The sequence below is a fragment of the Leucobacter triazinivorans genome (assembly GCF_004208635.1).
Classification (GTDB): domain Bacteria; phylum Actinomycetota; class Actinomycetes; order Actinomycetales; family Microbacteriaceae; genus Leucobacter; species Leucobacter triazinivorans.
The window spans coordinates 67867-85701 of the sequence record NZ_CP035806.1; the positions used below are offsets into that span (position 1 = coordinate 67867).

Consider the following 17835-nt stretch of genomic DNA (forward strand, 5'->3'; position numbering starts at 1 on the left):
CCGCATCGCGCACATCCGGAACCGCGCACCCTGCCGGACAAGCCGGACCGGCAGATCAGATGTTATACATCAGATCTACAGGCGCGGAAATGATACGGTGCACGTCATGACCGAAAACGCGCCAGCGAGCGATCCCGCACCGTACGACGCCCTCCTGCTCTGCTCATTCGGCGGGCCGAACGGCACCGATGACATCGTCCCCTTCCTGCGCAACGTGACGCGCGGCAAGGGCATCCCCGAGGAGCGCCTCGCCGAGGTCGGCGAGCACTACCACCACTTCGGCGGTCGCAGCCCGATCAACGAGCAGAACCTTGCTCTGGTCGAGGCGCTGCGCAGCGAGCTCGGCGCCCGCGGGATCGATCTGCCCGTGATCTGGGGCAACCGCAACTGGCATCCCTACACGGTCGACACGCTGCGCGATGCCGGCGCGTTCGGCGCGCACCGCATCCTCGCCCTGGTGACGAGCGCGTATGCCTCCTACTCCGGCAGTCGCCAGTATCGCGAGCACCTCGCGGCCGCGATCGACGAGCTCGGCGAATCGGCTCCGAGCATCGACATCCTCCGCCCCTTCTTCAACGACCCCGGCTTCGTGACGGCGAACATCGAGGCCATCGAGGAGGCGGCCGCCGGGCTCGACGGCGGCCTCGCGGGGGCGCACGTCGTCTACGTCACGCACTCGATACCCGACACCATGCAGCAGGCTTCCGCCGTGACCGGCCCGGGGTACCGCGAGCAGCACGAGGACGTGCGCGCCACGATCGACACGGCGCTCGAGGAGCGGCTCGGCGTGCGGCCCGAATCGTCGCTGGCGTACTGCTCGCGCTCCGGGGATCCGCGGATTCCCTGGCTCGAGCCCGACGTCAACGACCACATCGAGGCGCTCGCCACCCGGGGGGTGCGCAAGATCGTCATCGCCCCGATCGGCTTCATCTCGGATCACATGGAGGTGGCCTTCGATCTGGATGTCGAGGCGCTCGAGACGGCCGCCGAGCACGGCGTGCAGGCGGTGCGCGCGGGCACCGTCGGAGTGCGCTCGTCGTTCGTGGGCGGCCTCGTCGACATGATCGTCGAACGCTCGCGGAGGGAGCGCGGCGAGTCGGCCCAGGCCCGGGTGACCGGCTCGCTGGGCGCGTTCCCCGATGAGGCTCCAGCCGGGAGCTGCCGCATGCGCCACGGCGAGGTGACCGGGTTCCCGGTCATCGCCGGGAGCGACGACTGATGCGGCCGGCGGGGGAGCGCGAGATCGGCGCCGCTGCAGCGGCTCGGGTGGATCATCGAGACGTCGCTGCGGCGATCAATGCCGGGGTCAACTACACGATGTACGCCGTCTACCGGGTGGAGCGCGGATCGGCCGGAGTCGGGATCTCGCCGGCCTGGCCGGGGATCGTCCGCGGTCTGCTCGGCGAGCTCGAAGCCATCGACGGCCTCGTAACCCGCGGCTGGTACGACGTGTCCGGCTATCGGGCCGACGCCGATGTGCTGGTCTGGTGGCACGCGCCGAATCCGGAGGCCCTGCAGTGCGCCTACCGCGCTGTGCTCGACTGGGGGAGCGGACGCTTGGCGCCGGTATGGTCGAGCATCGGCGTGCACCGTGCCGCGGAGTTCAACCGGGGCCACGTGCCGGCGTTCCTCGCGGGCGACGAGCCGCGGGGGTACGTCTGCGTGTACCCCTTCGTGCGCGGGCGCGAGTGGTATCTGCTGCCCGACGCGGAGCGGCGCGAGCTGCTCCGCGAGCACGGCGCGGCGGCCAAGGACTACGGCGACGTGCTCGCCAACACGGTGGCGGCGTTCGCCCTGGGCGACTACGAGTGGCTGCTGGCGTTCGAAGCGGATGATCTGCTGCGCATCGTCGATCTGATGCGCGAGCTGCGCGCGACGGGCGCGCGGCGCCACGTGATCGAGGAGACGCCGTTCTTCACCGGCCCGCGCCGCGACCCGCAGCAGCTGCTCGCGCGCGCCGCAGGCTGAGCGCTGTTGCGCCGGACTCACAGCCCGATCACATGCCGCCAGGGGGATTTATGGCCCCTGACCAGGGAAAACGATCGCGATAAGCGCAGGCTAGCCTTGCTTGCGGTTCGTGAGAATCGGCGTACGGTTGAAGATATCAGTTCACGTACACGAAAGGGGTTCCACTCGATGGCTACCAAGCAGATTACCGTTCCCGCGGCCCAGGGCGACCTGCATCGCCCCACGGGTGTGGCGCAGTACCTGAGCCCGGTCGTGCACGACCTCGTCGCGCTGGCCGTCAACGGCAAGCAGGCCCACTGGCACGTGCGCGGAGAGAACTTCATGGGTGTGCACGAGTTCCTCGACGAGGTCGTCACGCACGCCCAGGACGGGGCCGACGAGGTCGCCGAGCGGATCGTGGCTCTCGGGCTGCCGGTCGACGCACGCATCGGGACCGTTGCGGCGCGCACCACGACACCCGAGCTCAGCGACGGCTTCCAGCAGTCCGACGTGACCGTCCGCGAGATCGTCGCGCAGCTCGACGCCACGCTCGAGACCGTCTACGCGGCGGTGAAGGGGCTCGACGACGTCGACCTCGTCAGCCAGGACATCGTGATCGCGCTCGCGCAGCAGCTGGATAAGGACCGCTGGTTCCTCTTCTCCCACTACGCGGAGTAGTCTTCGGTCTGCTCCTGCGCGGCCTGCCACCAGTGCGAAGTCGCGATCGGCGCGGGCGCGAGTCACCCGGAGTACGGGGGACCACGCCCGCGCCGATCTGTTTCAGGCGGCGGAGAGCGCGTCGTCGAAGGGTGCCGGTGCGAGTGGCGCCGGGGACCGAGAATCGACATACTCCTCGATGAAGCGGCCGAGCACCATATGCGAGGCGCGCACGTCGGCGCGCTCGACGCGAGCGATGATCGCGTCGACCTCGGCGGGATCGAAGTACCCGTGATCCGCGTACGCGCGCACGCGGGAGCTGAACGACGCGGTGTCGAGCTCGGGGTGGAACTGCGTGGCGTAGACGTTGCGCCCCACGCGGAACGCCTGGACCGGACAGCTGGGTGAGCTCGCGAGCACGATGATGCTCGACGGCACCTCGGCGATCGCCTCCTTGTGACCGACGAAGGCGTCGAACTCGGCCGGCAGCTGGGCGAACAGCGGATCCTCGATCCCGGCCGGCGTGAGCCGAATGCGGACCGCCTGCGAGGTCTCGCCGTAGGTGCGATCCACCCGAGCACCCTGGTGCGCGCCGATCGTGCCGATGCCGTAGCACACGCCCAGGAACGGGAAGTCGTGCCGCACCACCTCGTCGAGCAGCCGAGCGAGCTCGCTCTCGACGCGCAGTTCGGTGGCGGACTTGCGCTCGGCCGGCTCGCTCACCGTGAAGGGGCTGCCGGCGAGGATGATCCCCGAGTAGCGTGCGAAGTCGATCGCTCCGAGCGGCCCGCGATCGATGCGGCGCCACTCGAGCTCCTCGGGGAGGAGACCCGTGAGTCGGCAGTACGCGGCGTGCTCATCGGCAGCCTCGACGTCCTCTCCGCGGGTCGTGATGAGCAGGAACGGCTTCATGGGATCTACCGTACCTCCGTGCAGCCGTTCCCGTGCCCGGGTATCGAAGTATGACGCCGATCGCGCCGGAGCACGACGGGCGCCTAGACCGAGCGAATCGCGACGACGGCGTTATGGCCCCCGAAGCCGAAGGAGTTGGAGATGGCCAGCTGCGGGCCATCGCCGAGGGGCTGCGCCTCGGTCGAGACGGCGAGCGGGATCTCGGGATCCTGCTCGGCGAGATTGATCGTGGGCGGCGCGAGCCGATGCTGCACGGCCAGCACCGCGAACACGGCCTCCAACGCGCCGGTTCCGCCGAGCAGGTGCCCCGTGGACGCCTTGGTGGCCGAGACCGGGATCTCGCGCACCCGGTCGCCGAAGACGCGGTGCAGCGCCGTGTACTCGGCGATGTCGCCGACAGGCGTCGAGGTGGCGTGCGCGTTGATGTGGGTGACCTCGTCCGGCGTGGCGCCGGCGGCCTCGAGCGCGAGCCGCACGGCGCGGCTCGCGCCCTTGCCCTCCGGCTCGGGCGCCGTGATGTGGTAGGAGTCAGCAGTGACGCCGCCGCCCGCGATCTCGGCGTAGATCTTCGCGCCGCGCGCGAGCGCGTGCTCCTCCGTCTCGAGCACGAGCGCCGCGGCGCCCTCGCCCATGACGAAGCCGTCTCGCGCCGTATCGTAGGGCCGCGAGGCGTTGGCCGGGTCGTCGTTGCGCTTCGAGAGCGCCTGCATCGACGAGAAGGCGGCGAGCGTGATGGGGTGGATGGTCGATTCCGAACCGCCGGCCACGACGACATCGGCGAGACCCGCCTGGAGATGCTCGTAGGCGTTGACGAGCGACTCGGTGCTCGACGCGCAGGCCGAGGCTACCGTGCGCGCGTATGCGCGCGCCTCGAAGTGCATGGACACCGCTGCGGCGGGCGCGTTCGGCATGAGCATGGGAACCGTGAGCGGCATGACGCGCCTCGGCCCCTTCTCGCGCAGCGTGTCCCACGCGTCGAGCAGCGACCAGAGGCCACCGATGCCCGTGGCCCAGTCGACCCCGAGACGCTCCGAGTCGACGTCGGGGCTGCCCGCGTCGGCGAACGCCTCCTGGGCCGCGATGAGGGCGAACTGGCTCGACGGGTCGAGCCGCTTGGCGACCGGACGTTCCAGCACCTCGGACGGGCGCACCTTCGCCTCGGCGGCGAAGCGCACCGGAAGGTCGTACTGCTCGACCCACTCGTAGTCGAGGGCCCGGGCTCCGGACTCGCCCCGCAGGAGGGCGTCCCAGCTCTCGGGGGCGGTGCCGCCGATTGGAGAGGACGCGCCGATACCGGTGACGACAATCTTCTTGGTCATGTGTGCTGGCTCCGCGTGATCGTGTGGAACGGGGGCGTTCCGGAGGCGCTCGACGCGCCGGGAAGTCTGAGGTGTGTGCGGCTGGGAGGCGGGAGCGTGTCCCGCCTCCCGATCGCAATGCCTAGGCCTGTGCCTTGACGATGAAGTCGACGGCGTCGCCGACGGTCTTGAGGTTCTTGACCTCTTCGTCCGGGATCTTGACGTCGAACTTCTCCTCGGCGTTGACGACGATGGTCATCATCGAGATCGAGTCGATGTCGAGATCATCGGTGAACGACTTGTCGAGGGCGACGACGTCGGCAGCGATCCCGGTCTCATCGTTGATGAGCTCCGCCAGACCGGCGAGGACTTCTTCGTTGCTGAATGCCATAGTGTGTTTTCTCCTTGATATGGGGTGTGGTCTAGAAGTTTACGTGCGGGATCGGCCGGGCCGCGTCCGACGCGCGAGCGCGCGGCTCAGGGGATCTCGACGACCTGGGCGCCGTACACGAGGCCCGCGCCGAATCCGATGGTGAGTGCGAGGCCGCCGGAGAGGTCGGGGTGCTCGGCGCGCAGCGCGTGCATGGCGAGCGGCACGGACGCCGCCGAGGTGTTCCCCTGCATCTCGATGTCCCGTGCGACGACGACGCTCTCCGGCAGCTTGAGCTGCTTCGCGAACTCGTCGACGATGCGCATGTTGGCCTGGTGGGGGATGAACGCGGCCAGATCGCCGGGTGCGATGCCGGAGAGCTCGAGGGTGCGACGCGCGACCTTCGCCATCTCCCAGACCGCCCAGCGGAACACCGTCTGTCCGTCCTGCCGCAGGGTGGGCCAGGGGACCTCGCCGGGGTTGTTGCGGTACTCCTCGAACGTGGAGGTCATGCGGATCGCATCCCACTTCTCGCCGTCGGATCCCCACACCGTCGGCCCGATCCCGGGGTGGTCGCTCGCCCCCACGATCACGGCGCCGGCCCCGTCCCCGAGCAGGAAGGAGATGCTGCGATCCGTCGGATCGACGATGTCCGAGAGCTTCTCCGCTCCGATGACCAGCACGTTCGTGCAGGTGCCTGCGCGCACGAGCGCGTCGGCCTGCGCGACGCCGTAGACGTATCCGGCGCACGCCGCGGAGATGTCGAAGGCGGCCGCCGGGGTGAGCCCGAGACGGTGAGCCGCGAGGGAGGCCATCGAGGGCGTCAGCGCGACGTTCGAGATGGTCGAGATGATGATCCCGTCGATGTCGCCGCGGTCGAGTCCGGACTCGGCGATCGCCTCCTCGCCGGCGGCGACTGCGAGGTCGACGGCCCCGACGGCGGCGCTCGCACGGCGGCGCTGCACGATGCCGGTGCGCTGACGGATCCACTCGTCGGAGGAGTCGATCGGGCCCACCAGATCGTCATTGGGCACGTCGAGGTCGCCGCGAGCGGCTCCGAGGGAGAGGATCCGCGTGTGCGCGGGACCCGTCGGCTGCACGAGTGATGCCATGGGCAGGAGTCCTTTCGTGAGACAGGGGTGCCGGTCTAGGCGGCTTCGGCGACGAGCGCGACCGCCGCGTCGAGGTCTGCGGGGGAGGTGATGGCGACGCTCGGCACGCCCTTGAGCGCGCGCTTCGCGATGCCGGTGAGTGCACCACCCGGCGCGAGTTCGACGAGTCCGGTGATCCCGGCCTCCTGGAAGCTCTCCATGCACGCGTCCCACCGCACCGGGTTCGCGACCTGCGACACGAGCAGCTCGACGAAGCGAGCGCCGTCGGTGACTCGCGACCCGTCGGCGTTGGTCCAGAGGGGGTGCTTCGGATCGGCGGGTGTCACGCCCTCCGCGGCCTCGCGCAGGGCGGAGATCGCGCCCGCCATGTACTCGGTGTGGAACGCGCCCGCGACCTGCAGCCGGATCACGCGAGCGCCTCGCGGAGCGTCCTCGGCCAGCGCGGCCAGCGCCTCCACCGAGCCCGCGGCGACGATCTGACCGCCGCCGTTGCGGTTCGCGGGGGTGAGCCCGTGGGCGGCGATCCTGTCGAGCACGTCGGCCTCGACGCCGCCCACCACGGCGGCCATGCCGGTGTCGGCCTCTGCCGCGGCGCGGGCCATGGCCCGCCCGCGCACGCCCACCAGTCGCAGCGCGTCGCTCTCGGAGAGGATGCCGACGGCCGCCGCGGCAGCGAACTCGCCGACGGAGTGGCCGGCGACACCGGCGTCCCCGAGTGCCGTGCGCGCGGAGAGCTCGCGCCACGCCAACAGGCTGGCTGCGACGATGAGGGGCTGAGCGACGGCCGTGTCACGGATGGTATCGGCGTCGCTCTCGGTGCCGTGCTGCACCAGGTCCACGCCGGCCCGCTCCGAGGCCTCGCCGAGGAAGTCCCGAGCGCCGGGGAGCTCGAGCCACTCGTTCAGGAATCCGGGGGTCTGTGAGCCCTGTCCAGGGCATGCGATGACAATCACGTGTTCAAGTTTCTCAGATCGGGGCGCGGGGTCCTGCATATTCTCCATCATGTTCTCCGGAAAATGTTGTCAGAATCCGCAGCGCATGTCGGTGGGATTCCCGTCGCCGGGCGGTGGGATCAGCGCTGCTTGCCGCGTCTGCCCTGGTGCTGAGCGATCGATCCTGCGATGAGTGCGGACTGCAGGATCAGCGCCTCTCGTGCTCCCGTCGCGTTCCAGCCGATCACCTCGGACACCTTCTTCAGCCGGTAGCGCACCGTATTGGGATGCACGAACAGCTCGCGCGCGGTCGCCTCGAGCGATCGCCCGTTGTCCAGGTAGCACCAGAGGGTCTCGAGCAGCTCGCCGGAGTGCGCGGCGAGCGGTTCGTAGATCTGCTCGATGAGCGTGCGCCGAGCGAGGCCGTCGCCGGCGAGCGCGCGCTCCGGCAGCAGATCGTCGGCGAGCACGGGACGCGGCGCGTGACGCCAGGAACGCGCAACCGCAACGCCCGCGAGCGCCGCACGGGCGCTGCGCGAGGCGTCGACGAGGTTCTCCACGGCGGGACCGAGGACGAGCGGCCCGTCGGAGAATCCGTCTGCCAGCCGCTGCGCGATCTCCAGGAAGCCGAGCGGCTCGCTCGCGAGGGTCGGCTCCTTGGGCTGCGCCTCGACTCGGCCGAGCACGAGCACCAGTCGGGTGCCCTGCAGGCCGATGAGCACGTCGGCGCCCGCGTGCCTCGCGGTGCGGCGCAACTGGTCCACATCCACCGAGCGCTCGGCGGTGCCGACGAGCACCGCGGCCTCGCCCTCGCCGTGCCACCCGAGGGCCGCGATGCGACTGGGCAGCTCGTCATCGCTCTCGCCGGTGAGGATCGAGTCGACCACGAGCGCCTCGAGGCGGGCGTCCCAGAGCCCGCGAGCCTCCGCCGCGCGAGCGTACACGTCCGCTGCGGCGAATGCCACGTCGCGCGAGTAGTGCAGCACGGCCTCGCGCAGCGCCTCGCTGCGCGGGGTGACGCGTTCCTCGACCACGGAGACCACTACGCGGATCAGCTGCAGGGTCTCCTGCAGACTGATCGAGCGCAGCAGCTCGCGCGGCGCGGCGCTGAAGACGTCCGAGGCGATCCAGGGCGTGGAAGACGGATCCTCGTACCACTGGATGAACGATGCGATACCCGTCTGCGCGACGAGCCCGACGGCGGAGCGTCGGCTCGGCGGCATGTTGCCGTACCACGGCAGCGTGTCGTCGAGCCGCGTGATGATGCGGGTGGAGAGCTCGCCCGTGATGGTCTTCAACCAGGCGAGCTCCTGCTCTTTCGTGCGATCCATGACTATCGGTCCGCCGACGCCTCCGCCCCCGCCATCAGGACTCCCCGCCCGCGCCGCCGGTCGTCCCGGCGCTCACGTCGTCGAGCCGGTACTGCTCGGCCGCCCGCAGCGGCACCTCGGGGTCGATGCGGCCCTGGGCCGCGAGGCGCTGCAGCACCTTCACCACGACGGACTCGCGATCGATGCCGAAGTAGCGGCGTGCGGCGGCACGCGTGTCGGAGAAGCCGAAGCCGTCGGCCCCGAGCACCGAGTAGTCGCCGGGCACGTACGCCCGGATCTGCTCGGGCACCATCGTCGCCCAATCGCTCACCGCGACGAAGGGGCCTTCGGTGCCCTGCAGCTTCTCCGTGAGGTAGGGCACCCGGGGCGCCTCCTGCGCGTGGCGGAAGTTGTGCTGATCGGCAGCGACGCCGTCGCGCTGCAGCTCGTTCCAGCTCGTCACGCTCCACACGTCGGCGGCGACGTCCCAGTCGCGCGCCAGCAGCTCCTGCGCCTCGATGGCCCAGGGCACCGCGACGCCGGAGGCCAGGATCTGGGCGCGGTGCGTGCCCGCGCCGGCCTCGCTCACGCGGTGGATGCCGCGCACGATGCCTTCGACGTCGGTGCCCTCCGGCTCCGCGGGGTGCACGATCGGCTCGTTGTACACGGTGAGGTAGTACATGACGTTGGGATCCGGGTGCTCGCCGCCGTACATTCGCTCGATGCCGGCGCGCACGATGTGGCCGATCTCGTAGCCGTATGCGGGATCGTAGGAGATCACGGCCGGGTTGGTGGAGGCGAGCGCGAGCGAGTGGCCGTCGGCGTGCTGCAGGCCCTCGCCGGTGAGCGTGGTGCGCCCCGCGGTGGCGCCGATGATGAAGCCGCGAGCCATCTGGTCGCCCGCCGCCCAGAAGGCGTCGCCCGTGCGCTGGAACCCGAACATCGAGTAGAAGATGTAGATCGGGATCATCGGCTCGCCCTGCGTGGAGTACGAGGTGCCGACCGCGGTGAACGCGGCGGCCGCGCCGGCCTCGTTGATGCCGACGTGGAGCAGCACGCCCTGCGCGCTCTCCTTGTAGGCGAGCAGCAGCTCCCGATCCACGGAGACGTAGTTCTGACCGTGCGGGTTGTAGATCTTCGACGTGGGGAAGTACGAGTCCATGCCGAAGGTGCGCGCCTCGTCGGGGATGATCGGCACGAAGCGCGATCCGAAGCCCTTGTCGCGCATCAGGTCCTTCAGCATGCGCACGAACACCATGGTGGTCGCGGCCTCCTGCGTCCCGCTGCCCTTCGCCGCGATCGCGTAGCTCTTGGGCTCCGGCAGGGTGATCGCCGTGTGCGTGGAGCGCCGCTCGGGCAGGTACCCGCCGAGCGCGCGGCGGCGCTCGTGCATGTACTGGATGGTCGGATCGTTCTCGCCCGGGTGGTAGTAGGGAGGGCGGTAGGGGTCGGCCTCGAGCTGCGCGTCCGACACGGGGATGTGCATCGTGTCGCGGAAGAGCTTGAGATCCTCGAGGGTCATCTTCTTCATCTGGTGGGTCGCGTTGCGGCCCTCGAAGTGCGGGCCGAGTCCGTAGCCCTTCACCGTCTTCGCCAGGATCACCGTCGGGCGGCCCTTGTGGGCGAGCGCCGCGGCGTACGCCGCGTACACCTTGCGATAGTCGTGCCCGCCGCGTCGCAGCTGCCAGATCTGATCGTCCGTGTATCCCTCGACCAGCCGGAGCGCGCGCTCATCCTTGCCGAAGAAGTGGTTGCGGATATAGGCGCCGTTCTCGGCCTTGTACGTCTGGTAGTCGCCGTCGGGCGTCGTGTTCATCACATTGAGCAGCGCCCCGTCGGTGTCGCGTTCGAGCAGGTCGTCCCACTCCCGGCCCCAGATCACCTTGATGACATTCCAGCCCGCGCCCCGGAAGAAGCTCTCGAGCTCCTGAATGATCTTGCCGTTGCCGCGCACGGGCCCGTCGAGACGCTGCAGGTTGCAGTTGATCACGAAGGTGAGGTTGTCCAGGCCCTCGTTCGCTGCGACCTGGAGCTGCCCGCGGCTCTCGACCTCATCCATCTCGCCGTCGCCGAGGAACGCCCAGACGTGCTGATCCGAGGCGTCGGCGATCCCGCGGTTGGTGAGGTACTTGTTGAACTGGGCCTGATAGATGGCGTTGATGGGGCCGATCCCCATGGAGACCGTCGGGAACTGCCAGAAGTCGGGCAGCAGGCGGGGGTGGGGGTAGCTGGGCAGACCGTTCGGGGCGTGCGACTTCTCCTGGCGGAAGCCGTCGAGCTGATTCTCGGTGAGCCGGCCCTCGAGGAAGGCGCGGGCGTAGACGCCGGGGGAGGCGTGCCCCTGCACGAAGATCTGGTCGCCGCCGCTCGGGTGGTCCTGGCCGCGGAAGAAGTGGTTGAACCCGACCTCGTACAGCGAGGCGGCCGAACCGTAGGTCGAGATGTGCCCGCCCACGCCGATGCCGGGTCGTTGCGCGCGGTGCACGGTCATGGCCGCGTTCCAGCGGATCCACGAGCGGTACTGGCGCTCGGTGTCGTGGTCGCCGGGAAAGTCGGGTTCGTCGCTCGAGGCGATCGTGTTCACGTAGTCGGTCGTGGGCACCTGCGGCACGTTCAAGTGGAGCTGACGCGAGCGGTCGAGCAGGCTCGTCATGATCTCGCGGCCGCGGCCCGCTCCCCGCTCCTCGACCACGGCGTCCAGGGATTCGCGCCACTCCGAGGTCTCCTGCGGATCCATGTCGTCGCTGTCCGGTGCGTACGGATCCTGCGTGTTCACAGCCAAGATTGTGCTCCATTCACCATGGGGGTGTGCTGCCGCGGAGCGGGTTCCTGCGTCCGGGCGCAGCACGAGAGACTCCCGCGATGATTCGCGGGGGTACGTCCAGACTAGCGAATATCCACCATGAAACCCGCACATCCCTTGTGGGAGGTGTGATGTTCGCACAAGCCGAGGCCTCGGTCGGCGTCAGTCGGGAGTGACGCGGAACCGCTCACGATATTCGGTGGGAGTGGTTCCCAGCACCCGGCGAAAGGCTCGGGTGAACGTATCGACGGTCCCGAAGCCGCAGGCGGCCGTGATGCGCTCCAAGGTGTCGTCCGTGTTCTCCAAACGGCTCCTGGCTGCTTCGATGCGGACGATTTCGACATACGCTGCGGGAGTCCTGCCGAGCTCGTTCTTGAAGATGCGTGTGAGCTGGCGGTCGCCGACGTGCGCCTGGTCGGCAAGCTCGGCGACGGTGAGCGGACGGTGCAGATTCCGGGTGACGTAGTGCCGGAGATGCTCGACGCGGCGCGTGCTCGATACCGGGTCGAGCGAGACGCTGAACTGACTTTGTCCGCTCGGGCGCTTCAAGTACATCACGAGCTGCCGCGCGACCCGCAGCGCGTACTCCTGACCGAAGTCTTCCGCGACCAGCGCCAGGCTGAGGTCGAGGCACGCCGTGAGCCCGGCGCCGGTCCATGTGTTTCCCTCGCGGATGAAGATCGGATCGGGATCGACGATGACGGGTGGGTGCTCGGCGGCGAGCTGGTCGGCCGTCGACCAGTGCGTGGTCGCCCGTTTGCCGTCCAGCAGGCCTGCGCTGGCGAGGATGTGCGCACCGACGCACACCGACGCCACACGGCGTGTGCGCGGAGCGAGTCGGCGCACCCAGTCGACGACAACGGGGTCAGCCGTGGCGCGAACGCGGCGTTCTGCATCGACCACCACGGCGCCGGGCACCACGAGCGTGTCGATGCGGCGGGTCGCCGTGTCGGCGAACGTGATGTCCGGCATCACGCGCACTCCTGCGGAGGTAGTCACCGGGTCGAGGGTCTCGGCAGCGAGGGCGACCGTGTACCCGGTGGGTTCGTCCATCTCGCGTTGCAGAAGGGAGAACACCTCGGGTGGTCCGGTCACATCGAGCAGATCGACCCGATCGAAGAGTGCGACGACGACGAACCGTTCGATCATGGCTCCCATCTTCTCCCGTCACGGTCTCCCCGGATGCGCAATGTCTGTTTCTGCGGGCTATGTGTCATTGCCGACGCGTTGCCGCGTTTCTAGCGTAGAAGATGCCCCCATACACGTGGGGCGCATCCGCTTCGCATGAAAGGACGTATGGCTGATGGCGACGACCACGCTGCGTGAACTCAACGGCCTCAATCAGGCCCCGGCGGTACTGCCGGATTCGACGGTGATCCTGGTGGATTATCAGAACACCTACACCCGCGGCGTCATGGAACTGGACGGATGGCGGCAGGCGCTCGATGCCGCCGCTGACCTCCTCGCCCGTGCACGCGAGGCCGGAGCGAGCGTGATCCATGTCGTCAACGATGGCGGCGTGGGCACCCCGTACGACATCCGAGCCGAGATCGGGCAGATCCACCCGAGGGTCGCCCCTGTCGAGGGCGAGCCGGTGGTCGTGAAGACCTCTCCGAACGGGTTTGTGAACACCGAGCTCGGCGAGCAGGTCGACGCCGCAGGCCATGAGAATGTGATCGTGGCCGGGTTCATGACGCACATGTGCGTGACGTTCACCAGCGAGGGAGCATTTCTGCGCGGCAACAGGGTCACCGTCGTCGCCGCTGCCTGCGCCACGCGCCCCGTGCACTCCGCCGTCGGATTCGTGAACGCGGAGGACCTGCATCGGTGCGCCCTCGCCACCATCGGCGACCTCTATGCGGTCGTGGTCCAGACCCCCGCCGACCTGGCATAGGCGGCTCGCTCTGCCAGGACGCCCGGCATCGCACGGTCGGGCTGCCACGTTCAGCACCGGGATCGTGCAGATTCGTCGCGGCATGAATGAACCGCGAAACGGGTCACATCAGAGGTACCGCGCACGTGCAGAACGACCTTCTGGTGGGCCCGGCCGGGATCGAACCGACGACATCCACGGTGTAAACGTGGCGCTCTACCAGCTGAGCTACAGGCCCCCGTCCGCGCCCGCGGGACGAATCCGGGGAACGGACCTGCACAAGCTTAGCGGGTGTCAGCCCGCCGCTCGTGCGCTGCGACGGTTACAGCGCGGCGAGTGCGTCGCGGTAGGCGGCGAAGTTGCGCGCCTGGCCGGGCTCGGTCTCGAAGGAGGCGAGCACGCGGCGATCCTCGCCGATCACGACCGTCGCGCGTGTCGCGATGCCGGCTTCTTCGACGAACGCGCCGAACTGCTGCGCGACGGCGCCGTGCGGCCAGAAGTCGGAGAGGATCGAGAACTCGTAGCCCTCCTGCTCTGCCCACGCCTTGAGCGCATAGACGGAGTCGACCGAGACGCCGACCAGACGCACCTTGCTGTCGGAGAACACCGACAGGTTGTCGCGCAGCTCGCAGAGCTCACCGGTGCAGATGCCGGAGAAGGCGAGCGGGAAGAAGACCAGCGCGACCGGCCCCTCCGCGACGAGCTCCGAGAGCGTCAGCTCCTCGCCGTGCTGATCCGACAGCGTGAAATCCGGCGCCTGCGCGCCGACCTCGAGCACCATGGTGCCCCCTTTCCGGCGCGATGCGCCCTGTGACGATGGGTCCGCGTCCACCCTACTGCCGGACGGCACGGCGGGGCGCGGCGCAGGCCTGGAATGTTCGCGGACGAGACGGCGTTGAGCCTGACGTGCCCGGGGCCTCGCTCGTGAGCGAACGGGACGCCGCGGATCGCAGGCGGGCGGGACACCGCCCGGTCGGAAGGGAGAACACGGATGGGGTCGGAGACGGGCGGATCGGAGCGCGACGTCGCGACGGCGAACGGCGCGGAGGCGCTCAAGCGCGCGTTCAGGGAGCATCCGACGGGGGTGGCGCTGATCACCGCGCAGACCGACGAGGGGCCGGTGGGATTGACGGCGTCGAGCGTCGCCTCCGTCGCCGTCGACCCGCCCGCCATATCGTTCTCGGTGACGCGCGCGACCGGCAGCGCGGGCGGCATCCTGGGCGCCGAGAGCTATCTCGTGCACCTGCTCGACGCCCGGCACGCCGAGGTCGCGCGCTCGTTCGCGGTCTCCGGGGCGGATCGCTTCACCCCGGGGCAGGGGTGGACCGAACTGCCCACGGGCGAGCCGTACCTGCCGGAGTCGCGGGTCGCGCTGCGATGCCGCACACTGCACTCGCTCGGCGTCGGCGCCTCGGTGATCGTCGTCGCCGAGGTGCTCGACGCCCGGTTCGGCGACGCGCACGCGCCGATGGTCTACCACGATCGGGAGTTCCGCACGCTCGCGGCCGAGCCCGGCCCGTCGAGGAGTCGGACGATCTAGGCTGGTGGGATCGAGCGGGAGGACGGGAACATGACCAACGAGCAGGCTATGGGCGGCTACGTGACGGGCGGGCAGGCGTTCGAGCGCGACACCCAGTACATCGAGGATCGCATCGTGGCGGATCCCGCGGCGGTGCGCGCGCTCCCCGCGCCTCCGCCCTCGAAGATCGGCTCGGTGGGCTATGGCCTCGCGCCGGATGCCGAGGCCTGGCCGGTGGAGCCCGGCCGGTACCGCCTGGTCGCGGCGGCGGCCTGCCCCTGGGCCAATCGCACCCTGATCGTGCGGCGGCTCCTCGGTCTCGAGCACGTGATCTCTCTGGGCCGCCCGGGCCCCGTGCACGACGCACGCTCGTGGACGTTCGACCGCGAGGGGTCGCCGGACAACGCGGGGGACGTCGATCCGGTGCTCGGCACCGCCCGCCTGCAGCAGAACTACTTCGCGCGCTTCCCCGACTACCCGCGCGGCATCACGGTGCCCGCGATCGTCGATGTTCCGAGCGGCGGCGTGGTCACCAACGACTACCCGCAGATCACGCTCGACTTCTCGACGCAGTGGCGGCCGTTCCATCGCGACGGCGCGCCGGATCTGCTGCCGCAGGACCGTCTGTCGCAGATGTGGCCGGTGATCGAGCGCGTCTTCACCGAGATCAACAACGGCGTCTACCGCTGCGGATTCGCTGGGAGTCAGGAGGCGTACGACGCCGCCTACGCCCGCCTGTGGGAGGCGATGGACTGGCTCGAAGAACGCCTCGCCGGCAGTCGCTACCTCGTCGGCGACACCATCACCGAGGCCGATGTGCGCCTCTTCACCACCCTGGTGCGCTTCGATGCCGTCTACCACGGGCACTTCAAGACGAACCGTAACAAACTGGCGGAGATGGACCGGCTCTGGGCCTACGCCCGGGACCTGTTCCAGACCCCGGGGTTCGGCGATACCGTCGACTTCGCGCAGATCAAGCGGCATTACTACGCGACGCACACCGACATCAATCCGACCAGGATCGTGCCGGCCGGCCCCGAGCTCTCGAACTGGCTCGAGCCGCACGGACGAGAGCGGCTCGGCGGTTCGCCGTTCGGCGATGGGACGCCACCCGGTCCCGTGCCCGAGGAAGAGCGTGTGCCCGAGGGCCATACGCCGCTCGAGTCCCCGGATCCGCCCCGTTCCGCCTGAGCGCCCGCCGGGCGGATCACTCGCCCGCGACCGGGATCCCGACGGTGTTCAGATCGCGGGCCTTGTCGCGGCGCTCGACCGCCAGGCTGAGCAGCGCCAGCGCGAAGCCCAGCACCGCGAGCGCGACGCCGACCCATCCGGGGGCGAGGTAGCCGAGGCCGCGGGCGATCACGATGCCGCCGAGCCACGCACCCAGACTGTTGCCGACGTTGAACGCGGCGTGGTTCACCGCGGCGCCGAGCAGCGCCGCCTCATCCGAGATGCGGATCAGCCGAGTCTGGATCGAGGGGATCAGTGTCGACGAGGTGAGGCCGAGGAGGAACACGCTGACGAAGAGGCCCACCGCGGACTGCGCGAGCTGCGTGTACAGCGCCAGCACCACGATGAAGGACGTGAAGCCCCAGGTGATGGTGCGTCGCAGGTCGCGATCGCTCGCCCAGCCGCCGAGCAGATTTCCCAGGGTCATCCCCACGCCGAGGCTCGCGAGCACCCATGGCACCACCCCGGCGTCCAGGCCGGTTTCGCGCGTCGTGACCTCCGCGATGTAGGAGTAGACCGCGAAGAAGCCGCCGAAACCGACCGAACCGACCGCGATCATGATCCAGGTGCGCGGGTTGCGCAGCGCTGAGAGCTCGCGGAGCGGACTGCGCTCGGGGTTGCCCGGGAACCGGGGGAGCACCGCGAGTGCCAGCAGGAGCGCGACCGTGAAGATCAGCGCGACGAAGACGAAGGCGATGCGCCATCCGAACAGCTGTCCCAGCCACGTGGCCATCGGCACGCCGAACACGTTGGCGAGCGTCAGGCCCGACATGGCGAGCGCGACACCGCGGCCTTGGCTGCCGGGGCCCATGAGGCGGGCGGCCAGGAGGGAGGCCACGCCGAAGTAGGCGCCGTGGGGCAGCGCGGCGACGAAGCGGAAGACCGCGAGGGTGCCGAACGTGGGCATGAGCGCCGAGGCCACGGTGCCCACGATGAACAACCCGAGCAGCCAGAACGCCAGCCGGGACTGCGACATGCGCGCCGCGAGCACCGCGAAGGTCGGTGCTCCGACCACCACGCCCAGCGCATAGGCGGAGATGAGCACGCCGGCCTGCGCGATCACCGTGTCGGGGGACTGGGAGAAGCCCGGCAGCAGCTCGCGCGCGATGTCCGGCAGCAGCCCCATCACGGCGAACTCGGTGACGCCGATCCCGAAGCCGCCGAGCGCGAGTGCGAAGAGCGCGAGGTTGCGGCGCAGCGGCGTGAGCCGCGCCGCTGCGCCCACTACCATCCGCGGGCGAGCCACGCCTCGAGCGCGGGCTGCTCGCGCTCGATCGTCGTGCTGTCGCCGTGGCCGGGCCGGGCGCTCGTGTCGCCCGGCAGCGTGAAGAGGCGCCCGCGGATGGAGGCGATGATCTGCTCGAAGCTCGAGTACTCCCAGCGCGTGGCACCCGGCCCGCCCTGGAAGAGGGTGTCGCCCGAGAAGACGGTGCCGAGTCCCGGCGCCGCGAAGCAGACGGAGCCCGGTGTGTGACCCGGGGTGTGCAGCGTCACGATCTCGGCACCGGCGACCGCGAACACGGCACCGTCCGCGAGTTCGAAGTCAGGCGTCTGCTCGCCGTGGGTCTGCTCCCATAGGAACAGATCGGCCGGGTGCAGGTAGAGGTGGGTGTCGAGCTTCGCCGCGGCGTCGAGGGCCGCGTTCACATGGTCCTCGTGGCCGTGCGTCAACAGGATCCCGAGGGTCTCGCGGTCGCCCACCGCCCGGGCCACGGCATCGGCATCGTGCGCGGCGTCGATGACGATCGCCTCGGCGTCGTCGCCGATCACCCAGACGTTGTTCTCGAGCACCACGCCCTCCGCCGGGAATCCCGGCCTGCCGGCGCCGATGCTGCCGCGCGTGATCACTCGTTCGACCAGGATCTCGCTCAT

Annotated in this window: 17 protein-coding genes and 1 tRNA gene; 6 read left to right on the top strand and 12 right to left on the bottom strand. The window is 69.6% G+C overall.

Annotated elements, in window-relative coordinates; genetic code table 11:
- The first annotated feature begins 106 nt into the window (after positions 1–106).
- The 3 genes from EVS81_RS00320 (at position 107) to EVS81_RS00330 (ending at position 2625) form a co-directional block, all read left to right on the top strand.
- Entirely contained in the window at positions 107–1219 is a 1113-nt protein-coding gene (locus tag EVS81_RS00320) for a ferrochelatase (RefSeq protein WP_130108628.1), read from the top strand.
- The gene (gene hemQ / locus EVS81_RS00325) at positions 1219–1968 is read left to right on the top strand and encodes a hydrogen peroxide-dependent heme synthase (RefSeq protein ID WP_205879357.1); all 750 of its coding nucleotides are present in this window, start codon (positions 1219–1221) and stop codon (positions 1966–1968) included. Before EVS81_RS00320 ends, hemQ begins: the two co-directional genes overlap by 1 nt.
- A gap of 168 nt (positions 1969–2136) precedes the next feature.
- Positions 2137–2625: a Dps family protein gene (locus EVS81_RS00330; RefSeq protein WP_130108629.1), complete on the top strand. Its 489-nt coding sequence runs from the start codon at positions 2137–2139 to the stop codon at positions 2623–2625.
- Positions 2626–2727: 102 nt separating this feature from the next.
- Here the strand turns inward: EVS81_RS00330 and EVS81_RS00335 are convergent, their stop codons facing one another.
- From EVS81_RS00335 to EVS81_RS00370, 8 genes are all read right to left on the bottom strand, one after another.
- A complete protein-coding gene (locus EVS81_RS00335) occupies positions 2728–3516 on the bottom strand; it encodes a glutamine amidotransferase (protein ID WP_130108630.1) in 789 nt (262 codons plus the stop codon).
- 83 nt (positions 3517–3599) lie between these two features.
- Positions 3600–4835, bottom strand: coding sequence for a beta-ketoacyl-[acyl-carrier-protein] synthase family protein (locus tag EVS81_RS00340; protein ID WP_130108631.1), 1236 nt, complete (start codon positions 4833–4835; stop codon positions 3600–3602).
- Positions 4836–4956: 121 nt separating this feature from the next.
- Entirely contained in the window at positions 4957–5205 is a 249-nt protein-coding gene (locus tag EVS81_RS00345; RefSeq protein ID WP_017794148.1) for an acyl carrier protein, read from the bottom strand.
- Positions 5206–5291: 86 nt separating this feature from the next.
- Positions 5292–6296 carry a beta-ketoacyl-ACP synthase III gene (locus EVS81_RS00350; protein ID WP_130108632.1) on the bottom strand — a complete coding sequence of 335 codons (1005 nt, stop codon included), beginning with the start codon at positions 6294–6296 and terminating at the stop codon, positions 5292–5294.
- Between the two features lie 35 nt (positions 6297–6331).
- Entirely contained in the window at positions 6332–7249 is a 918-nt protein-coding gene (locus tag EVS81_RS00355; RefSeq protein ID WP_130108633.1) for an ACP S-malonyltransferase, read from the bottom strand.
- A 119-nt stretch (positions 7250–7368) separates the two neighbouring features.
- Positions 7369–8559, bottom strand: coding sequence for a PucR family transcriptional regulator (locus EVS81_RS00360; protein WP_130108634.1), 1191 nt, complete (start codon positions 8557–8559; stop codon positions 7369–7371).
- A 34-nt stretch (positions 8560–8593) separates the two neighbouring features.
- Entirely contained in the window at positions 8594–11320 is a 2727-nt protein-coding gene (aceE, locus tag EVS81_RS00365) for a pyruvate dehydrogenase (acetyl-transferring), homodimeric type (protein ID WP_130108635.1), read from the bottom strand.
- Between the two features lie 183 nt (positions 11321–11503).
- Positions 11504–12490 carry a GlxA family transcriptional regulator gene (locus EVS81_RS00370; protein WP_205879358.1) on the bottom strand — a complete coding sequence of 329 codons (987 nt, stop codon included), beginning with the start codon at positions 12488–12490 and terminating at the stop codon, positions 11504–11506.
- A gap of 154 nt (positions 12491–12644) precedes the next feature.
- On the opposite strand from EVS81_RS00370, the gene EVS81_RS00375 reads away from it, so the two are divergent.
- Positions 12645–13235, top strand: coding sequence for an isochorismatase family protein (locus EVS81_RS00375; RefSeq protein WP_130108637.1), 591 nt, complete (start codon positions 12645–12647; stop codon positions 13233–13235).
- A 141-nt stretch (positions 13236–13376) separates the two neighbouring features.
- Here the strand turns inward: EVS81_RS00375 and EVS81_RS00380 are convergent.
- Positions 13377–13452: transfer RNA gene (locus EVS81_RS00380), tRNA-Val, on the bottom strand.
- 84 nt (positions 13453–13536) lie between these two features.
- Entirely contained in the window at positions 13537–13995 is a 459-nt protein-coding gene (locus EVS81_RS00385; RefSeq protein WP_130108638.1) for a peroxiredoxin, read from the bottom strand.
- Positions 13996–14205: 210 nt separating this feature from the next.
- On the opposite strand from EVS81_RS00385, the gene EVS81_RS00390 reads away from it, so the two are divergent.
- Together EVS81_RS00390 and EVS81_RS00395 are read left to right on the top strand one after the other, a co-directional pair.
- A complete protein-coding gene (locus EVS81_RS00390) occupies positions 14206–14754 on the top strand; it encodes a flavin reductase family protein (protein ID WP_130108639.1) in 549 nt (182 codons plus the stop codon).
- Between the two features lie 30 nt (positions 14755–14784).
- A complete protein-coding gene (locus EVS81_RS00395; protein WP_130108640.1) occupies positions 14785–15924 on the top strand; it encodes a glutathione S-transferase family protein in 1140 nt (379 codons plus the stop codon).
- A 16-nt stretch (positions 15925–15940) separates the two neighbouring features.
- On the opposite strand, the gene EVS81_RS00400 is transcribed toward EVS81_RS00395, so the two are convergent.
- Both EVS81_RS00400 and EVS81_RS00405 read right to left on the bottom strand, forming a co-directional pair.
- Positions 15941–17194 (bottom strand): MFS transporter, encoded by a 1254-nt coding sequence (locus EVS81_RS00400; protein ID WP_130108641.1) that lies wholly within the window; start codon positions 17192–17194, stop codon positions 15941–15943.
- Positions 17188–17835, bottom strand: a complete 648-nt coding sequence (locus tag EVS81_RS00405; protein ID WP_130108642.1) for an MBL fold metallo-hydrolase — start codon at positions 17833–17835, stop codon at positions 17188–17190. Before EVS81_RS00405 ends, EVS81_RS00400 begins: the two co-directional genes overlap by 7 nt.

Excerpts from the sequence above, each read along its gene's own strand:
- EVS81_RS00345 (WP_017794148.1), bottom strand. The coding sequence starts at position 5,205 with ATGGCATTCAGCAACGAAGAAGTCCTCGCCGGTCTGGCGGAGCTCATC.
- EVS81_RS00390 (WP_130108639.1), top strand. The coding sequence starts at position 14,206 with ATGGGGTCGGAGACGGGCGGATCGGAGCGCGACGTCGCGACGGCGAAC.
- EVS81_RS00395 (WP_130108640.1), top strand. The coding sequence starts at position 14,785 with ATGACCAACGAGCAGGCTATGGGCGGCTACGTGACGGGCGGGCAGGCG.
- EVS81_RS00400 (WP_130108641.1), bottom strand. The coding sequence starts at position 17,194 with ATGGTAGTGGGCGCAGCGGCGCGGCTCACGCCGCTGCGCCGCAACCTC.
- EVS81_RS00385 (WP_130108638.1), bottom strand. The coding sequence starts at position 13,995 with ATGGTGCTCGAGGTCGGCGCGCAGGCGCCGGATTTCACGCTGTCGGAT.
- EVS81_RS00360 (WP_130108634.1), bottom strand. The coding sequence starts at position 8,559 with ATGGATCGCACGAAAGAGCAGGAGCTCGCCTGGTTGAAGACCATCACG.
- EVS81_RS00350 (WP_130108632.1), bottom strand. The coding sequence starts at position 6,296 with ATGGCATCACTCGTGCAGCCGACGGGTCCCGCGCACACGCGGATCCTC.
- EVS81_RS00330 (WP_130108629.1), top strand. The coding sequence starts at position 2,137 with ATGGCTACCAAGCAGATTACCGTTCCCGCGGCCCAGGGCGACCTGCAT.
- EVS81_RS00370 (WP_205879358.1), bottom strand. The coding sequence starts at position 12,490 with ATGATCGAACGGTTCGTCGTCGTCGCACTCTTCGATCGGGTCGATCTG.
- EVS81_RS00320 (WP_130108628.1), top strand. The coding sequence starts at position 107 with ATGACCGAAAACGCGCCAGCGAGCGATCCCGCACCGTACGACGCCCTC.
- hemQ (WP_205879357.1), top strand. The coding sequence starts at position 1,219 with ATGCGGCCGGCGGGGGAGCGCGAGATCGGCGCCGCTGCAGCGGCTCGG.
- EVS81_RS00340 (WP_130108631.1), bottom strand. The coding sequence starts at position 4,835 with ATGACCAAGAAGATTGTCGTCACCGGTATCGGCGCGTCCTCTCCAATC.
- EVS81_RS00375 (WP_130108637.1), top strand. The coding sequence starts at position 12,645 with ATGGCGACGACCACGCTGCGTGAACTCAACGGCCTCAATCAGGCCCCG.
- EVS81_RS00405 (WP_130108642.1), bottom strand. The coding sequence starts at position 17,835 with ATGAGCGAGATCCTGGTCGAACGAGTGATCACGCGCGGCAGCATCGGC.
- EVS81_RS00335 (WP_130108630.1), bottom strand. The coding sequence starts at position 3,516 with ATGAAGCCGTTCCTGCTCATCACGACCCGCGGAGAGGACGTCGAGGCT.